We start from the raw sequence: 6334 nt of genomic DNA on the forward strand, positions 1-6334 counted from the left end.
GCGGGTGACTGCCAGTCGGGACCCAGCAGGCGGCCTATCCGATCCAGCCGCTGCACCACGGTGTTCACGTGCACGTGCAGCACCTCCTTCGCCCGGGCCTGGCTCATGCCCGAGGCGAAGTACACCCGCAGGGTGTGGATCAGGTCGCTGCCGCGCCGGGCGTCGTAGTCCAGTACGGGCCCGAGCGCCGCCCGGACGTACCCGGACAGGTCCGGCCGGTCGCCCAGCAGGACGCCGAGGAACCCGAGTTCGGCGAGGGTGCTGCCGTCACCGGCCCGGCCCAGGGCGCACAGGGCCGTCAGGCAGCGCAGCGCCTCCGCGTGCGCGGCGGGCAGCGCCGCCGGACCGCCCTCGGCCCGCGCCGCACCGACCGTCACCGGAGCGCCCACGGCCCGGCCCAGCGCCGCCGCCAGCCCGGCGGCGTCCGCACCCGTGCCCGGCGCGGGCGCCAGCAGCACCGCGTGGTCGTGGTGGACCCCCGCCAGACCCCGGCGCTCCCGTGCCTGGTGCGCGGCGGCCGCGAGCAGGCGCGGGCGCGGGGCGGTGTCGCTGTGCAGCACGAACAGGGCGTGCGGACGGGCCAGGTCGACCCCCAGCCTGCGGGCGCGCTCGGCCAGCCCCGCCGGGTCACCGGAAGGACCGAGCAGATCACCGAGCAGCTCCCCCCGGATCCGGTCCTCGGTCTGCGCCACCGACCGCCGCAGGAGCAGCAGCAGCGCCGTGACCATGGCGGCCCGTTCGAACAGCCGCCGCCCGGCCTCGTCCAGACCGGGCCGCCCGGTCAGGGTGACGCTCCCCAGCAGCTCGGGGCCGGCCAGGACGGCGCACACCCAGTTGCCGTCCGAGGCGACCGCGCGTCCGCTGGTCCGGGAGGCGGTCACGGCCCGGGCGGGCGGAGCCTGGGCCCGCGTCCGCGAGCGCGCCAGCTCCACGCCCTCGGCGTCGTGGACCAGCGTGCCCCCGTCGAGGAGCGCGCCGATGGCCGCCGCCACCGCGCCCAGGTCCCCGCCGCGCAGCACCAGGCCCGTGAGCCGGTCGTGCGCCTCCTCCGCCCGGCGCAGCGCGTCGCTGGTCTCCTGGATGGTGCGGGAGGCGACGCCCAGGTCGGCCAGGGCCCGGCGGGTCTCCTCCAGCAGCCGGGCCCCGTCGATGGCGATGGCCGCGTGGTCGGCGAGCGAGGACAGCAGCGCCACCTCGCGCGGACTGAACTCGCGCGGGCTGCGGTCGGCGGCGAACAGCACCCCGATCACCCTCGCCCCCAGCCGCAGCGGCACCCCCAGGATGGCGTGCAGGTCCTCCTCGCCGACCGCGCTGTCGATGGGACCGGTGTGGCGGAAGCGGGGGTCACGCTGGTAGTCGCCGGTGGCGTACGGGCGGGCGGTCTGCGCGACGAGCCCGCCGAGGCCCTCGCCCATGCCGAGCCGCAGCTGCTGGAACGCCGCCGACACCGAACCGTCGGTGACCCGCATGAAGGTGTCCCCGGCGGCCTCGTCGTTCAGCGACAGGTACGTGACGTCGGTGTGCAGGAGCTGCTTGGCCCGGTGGGTGATGGCCCGCAGCACGGAGTCCAGGTCCCGCAGCGCCGCCAGGTCGCCCGCCGTGTCGAACAGCGCGGTCAGCTCCGCCTCGCGCGTGCGGTGCTGGGCCAGCGTCCGGTGGATCTCCAGGGCCACCCCGGTGGCCTCCTCCAGGGCGGCCAGCTCGGCGGCGGAGGCGCCCGCCGCACGCGCGGACGCGACCGGCCGGGAGAACTCCTCGGCCGGCGCGCCCTGGGCCAGCAGCCCGAGCAGCTCCCGCAGTCTCGCGTCGGTCACGCCGCCGAGCATACGGGCCGCCCGCTCAACGCCCGCTCGGAGCACCGGCCGAGGCCGCCGGCGCGGCCTTCCGGGCCCCGTCGAGGCTGCGGCCCCTGGTCTCCCGGGCGGCCAGCGCGGCCACCGCCGTCACCAGAGCCGCCGCGCACAGGTACACCGACACCGGCACGGACGAGCCGTAGTCCTTCAGCAGCTCGACGGCGACGATCGGCGCGAGCGCCCCGCCGAGCAGGGAGGCCAGCTGGGAGCCCATCGACGCCCCCGAGTACCGCACCCGGGTGTCGAACATCTCCGAGATGAACGCGGCCTGCGGACCGTACATCGCCCCGTGCAGCAGCAGCCCCGCCGTGACGGCGACGGCGATCACCCCGAAAGACCGCGAGTCGAGCAGCGCGAAGAACGCGAACGCCCACCCGGCCATCCCGACCGCCCCCACCAGCGTCACCGCCCGCCGCCCGATACGGTCCGACAGCGCGCCCCACAGCGGGATCGTCACGAAGTGCACGGCCGAGCCGATCAGCACCGCGTTCAGGGCGTCCGACTTCGGCAGGTGCAGGTGCACGGTGACGTACACCAGCAGGAACGCGGTCAGAACGTAGTAGGAGACGTTCTCCCCCAGCCGCACCCCGATGGCCGTCACCACGTCCCGCCCGTGCGACCGGAACACCTCCACCACCGGCGGCCGCTGCCGCAGCCCCGCCGCCTCCTCGGCCTCCGCCCGGGCCCGCGCCTCCAGGAACGCCGGCGACTCCGAGACCGAGACCCGGATCCACAGCCCGACCACCACCAGCACCCCGGACAGCAGGAACGGCACCCGCCACCCCCAGGCCAGGAACGCCTCGTCCGACTGCACGGCCGCCAGCAGCGCCAGCACCCCGGTCGCCAGGAGGTTCCCACCGGGCGCCCCGGCCTGCGGCCACGAGGCCCAGAACCCCCGGCTGCGGTCGTCCCCGTGCTCGGCGACCAGCAACACGGCCCCGCCCCACTCCCCGCCCAGCGCGAACCCCTGCACCAGCCGCAGCAGGGTCAGCAGCACGGGCGCGAGAGCGCCGACACTCGCGTAGGTGGGCAGCAGCCCGATGGCGAAGGTGGCCCCGCCCATCATCAGCAGACTCACCACCAACAGCCGCTTGCGCCCGATCCGGTCCCCGAAATGCCCGAACACCACCCCGCCGAGCGGCCGCGCGGCAAACCCGACGGCATAGGTGAGGAACGCCAGCAGGGTCCCGACGAGGGGATCCCCGGCGGGAAAGAACAGGGTATTGAAGACGAGCGCGGCGGCGGACCCGTAGAGGAAGAAGTCGTACCACTCGATGGTGGTCCCGACGAGACTGGCGGCAACGATCCTGCGTATGCCTGAGGGGCTCGTTCTGTTCGCTGCGGGGGAGACCATGTGCACCACTTCCAGGGGGTCTGCGGGGACGTCGGTGTCGCCACAACGTAGAAGTCCCCAGGTCAACGGCATATGTGGCGACCCATCACAATCAAGCCCCGTCTTGTGTGCTCCACCACCACACAACCACCGCTGACTCATCTCCACTGCCGGAATCACCCCCTCGAACGCGCCCTGCGGCACATCGCTAGCCGCCTCCCGAAGCGGTCATGGGGCCGGCCGCAGGGCGCGGAGCGATGGCGTAGCCGTATGGGTGAGGTGAGTGCCGAATCCTCTGATGACGACCGTGCGGGCGGGTACAACCTGTACTGCGTGGGTCAGACCGTCTGCCCCGACTGGGTCGACGACTTGTGACGACGACCCGCACTGGCGACTGGACGAGATCGGCGAGAGCGCACCCATGGACGACCACTTCACCGAGGCCCTTCTGGTACTGCGCCGGTTCGTCGGCGTCCCCCTCCCGGCCACCGACTGGCGCATCCGCGCGCTGGTACGGCCGGACGGGGAGCACATCCGCATCCGTCTTGCCGACGCCGCCGGGCAGAACGTCCTCGTGGACCTGCCGACCAGCTTCGGCCGCAAGCACGGCAGTTGGTGGTACGTCGGCGCTCTGCGCCGTACAGCGGGCGGACTGGCCGTGGGAACCGTGCCCGTTGCCGCCGAGCGACAGGGGATTCCGTACGTCGACGTGGCGGAGTTGGTCGGTTCGGTCGTTCCCGAAGCGGCCGAGGTCACCCTGGACGACGGCATCGACTACCTCGTCGCCGACCTCGCCGGCGACCCCCTCTGGCACGGTGCGACGCCCTCCGCGGCCCCCGAGCTGTATGTCCTGACGGGCTTCGATTACCACCACCCCGGCGTCGTCCGTGTCTACCTCGACCATGAGGGCCGCACCATCGGCGTCGATCTTCCCTTGTCCGACGACGGAAGGCTGCGCCCGGTCCAGTGGTGGGCCTCGACCAAACTCATCGCCCTCCTGAACCCGGAAGAACCCACGACCCTGGCCGCTCACCAAACCCACGACGCCCACGACCCTCTCTGCGAAGCCGTCTACGACCTGACTGAGTGGGCCTGACGGATACGTGTCCGCCTCATCACTACGGTGAGTGAGGGAGGCGAGGATGCAGCTACGTCCCCCCGTCACCCGTTTGCCCCGTCGGCAGCCCGCCATCATCACGGCCTACTACCGGGGGATGTGGAAATGTCCGTCATGGGTCAACTGACCTGCTCCGAGGGCTGCCTCGCTCGCGCACTTCGTGCTGTCTCCGCCGCCCTCCGGCACTACACGGACACTCCCGTCGCCAGGCCGTACTACGTCCGCGGCTGTGTTCCCGAGCCGCAGGACGCGGCAGTGATCGTCGCGTTGTGGACCGGCCCGAGCGCACGGGAGAAGAGCAACCTGTTCCTACTTGTTCCGCTGGTGTCGGGCGGACTGGCCGTCCCGCCGTGGGGCGTGGTCGCGGGGCTGATGCGGCTCGGCCGGGGTACGCACCTGTTCGGCTCTGTCGGGCGGCGCTTCGACGGCAAGCCTGTTCTTGACGGTAGTGCGCTGGTGGAAGGCGGGGGCCGGTCCTGCCCGTGTGACGGTTCCCCGGAACCTGAAGGGCCGCTGGGCTTCTACTTCGAGCGCCCCGGCGAACCGAGGCACTACTCATGAGCCGACGGGCGGGGGCCCCGCCCGGTGGGCTGATGGTGGCACTGGAGGATGGTGCGGGCGTGCCGTGCTGACCGGCTGACCGAGCGGTGGCCCGATGTGGAAGCGGCTTTGGCCGATGACGGACTGGCGGGTGCGGCTCGTGGGGCCAGGTACTGGTGGAGCGTCGGCCGTGACGTAGCGGCCGTCCACGAGTGGTCGTACCGTGTGCGCTGACGCCCTCGGAGCGCGCCTACGTCCAGGGCCTCGGTGCGGGGGCAGAGCGACCGCGTATCCGTGTCAGGAAGGCCAAAACGGGTTGCTGCCGTGCATATGATCGGCTTGGGTGCGTGCTCGTGACTGCCTTGGAAGATCTTGTACGTCCGGACCGCTATCCACGCTCCTCTCGGTATGACCCCGCCTGGTTGCTCGACCTCGACATGGGGCCGAACCCGCTGTGGCTGCTGGAAGACCTCGCCCACGATCTCGACCTGCGCCCGGGCATGCGGGTTCTCGACCTCGGCTCCGGCAAGGGTGCCACGTCGGTGTTCCTGGCCCGAGAGTACGGAGTCGACGTCGTCGCGGCCGACCTGTGGATCGCCCCCGAACAGGCGGCACAGGTCTTCGCCAAGGCGGGTGTCGGCGACCAGGTGGAGGCTGTGCGAGCGGAGGCGCACGCCCTGCCGTTCGAGGAGCAGAGCTTCGACGCGATCGTCAGCGTGGACGCCTTCGAGTACTTCGGTACGGCGGACAACTTCCTGCCCTACCTGCTGCGCTTCCTCCGGCCCGGGGGACAGCTGGGCATGGCGACTCCCGCCATGACACGGGAGATCCGTGAACTCGGGATGATCCCGCCCCACATCAAGGAAGTGGTCGGCTGGGAAGCGATCGCCTGGCACACGGCGGAATGGTGGCGCTTCCAGTGGGACATCACCGAGTTGGTGAAGGTCACCTCCGCGCGGCTGCAGCAGGACGCCTGGCAGGACTGGCTGCTGTGGGCCCGAGCCGGCGCTGAGCACCATCCCGACGGCCAGAGCGCGAACCAGCCCGTTATCGACATGCTCACCACAGACCGTGGAGAATTCCTCTCCTTCGCTCTGGTAACCGCACACAAGAACTGAGCACACGCCACGTCGACAGAACCAAGCCCCGGCTGGTCGGCCGTCCGGCGATCACGCGGAGGGGAGGCCTTCGAGCCGGCAGTGGACGTCGACGATTCCCTCCACGGAGTGGGTGAGGCGCTCGGCCATGGGGATCAGGGTGTGGTCCCTGACCCGGCCGGTCAGGGTGGCCGTGCCCTGGGAGACGGTGACCTTGACCGCTTCGTGGGAGAGCGGGAAGAGGCGCCTGATCACGCTCTGGCGGATCTCCGCGGCGAGTTCGTCGTCGCTGCGGAGGAAGACCTTGAGCAGGTCGGCGCGGCTGACGATGCCCTTGAGGGTGCCGTCGGCGTCGACGACCGGGAGGCGCTTGATGTGCCGGTCGGTCATGAGG

At 71.8% G+C, this 6334-nt stretch carries 6 protein-coding genes; 3 read left to right on the forward strand and 3 right to left on the reverse strand.

The window, feature by feature from the left end; genetic code table 11:
* Together VR44_RS34010 and VR44_RS34015 are read right to left on the reverse strand one after the other, a co-directional pair.
* Positions 1-1826 (reverse strand): helix-turn-helix domain-containing protein (locus tag VR44_RS34010; protein WP_045951499.1); only part of this gene is annotated, 1826 nt, incomplete at its 3' end.
* A 13-nt stretch (positions 1827-1839) separates the two neighbouring features.
* Complete coding sequence (locus VR44_RS34015; RefSeq protein ID WP_045951500.1) at positions 1840-3207, reverse strand: MFS transporter; 1368 nt, start codon at positions 3205-3207, stop codon at positions 1840-1842.
* Between the two features lie 400 nt (positions 3208-3607).
* Between VR44_RS34015 and VR44_RS34020 the strand changes: the two genes are divergently transcribed.
* The 3 genes from VR44_RS34020 to VR44_RS34030 all read left to right on the forward strand — a co-directional run bounded on the left by VR44_RS34020 (position 3608) and on the right by VR44_RS34030 (position 5961).
* The gene (locus tag VR44_RS34020; protein WP_045951501.1) at positions 3608-4282 is read left to right on the forward strand and encodes a hypothetical protein; all 675 of its coding nucleotides are present in this window, start codon (positions 3608-3610) and stop codon (positions 4280-4282) included.
* Positions 4283-4558: 276 nt separating this feature from the next.
* On the forward strand, positions 4559-4864 hold the full coding sequence (locus tag VR44_RS34025; protein WP_245692733.1) for a hypothetical protein: 306 nt from the start codon (positions 4559-4561) through the stop codon (positions 4862-4864).
* A 401-nt stretch (positions 4865-5265) separates the two neighbouring features.
* Positions 5266-5961 (forward strand): SAM-dependent methyltransferase, encoded by a 696-nt coding sequence (locus VR44_RS34030; protein WP_245692734.1) that lies wholly within the window; start codon positions 5266-5268, stop codon positions 5959-5961.
* 51 nt (positions 5962-6012) lie between these two features.
* Here VR44_RS34030 and VR44_RS34035 read toward each other — a convergent pair.
* A partial coding sequence (locus VR44_RS34035; RefSeq protein WP_045951504.1) for a BON domain-containing protein occupies positions 6013-6334 on the reverse strand: 322 nt, incomplete at its 5' end.

The sequence above is a fragment of the Streptomyces katrae genome (assembly GCF_000966975.1).
GTDB lineage: Bacteria > Actinomycetota > Actinomycetes > Streptomycetales > Streptomycetaceae > Streptomyces > Streptomyces katrae.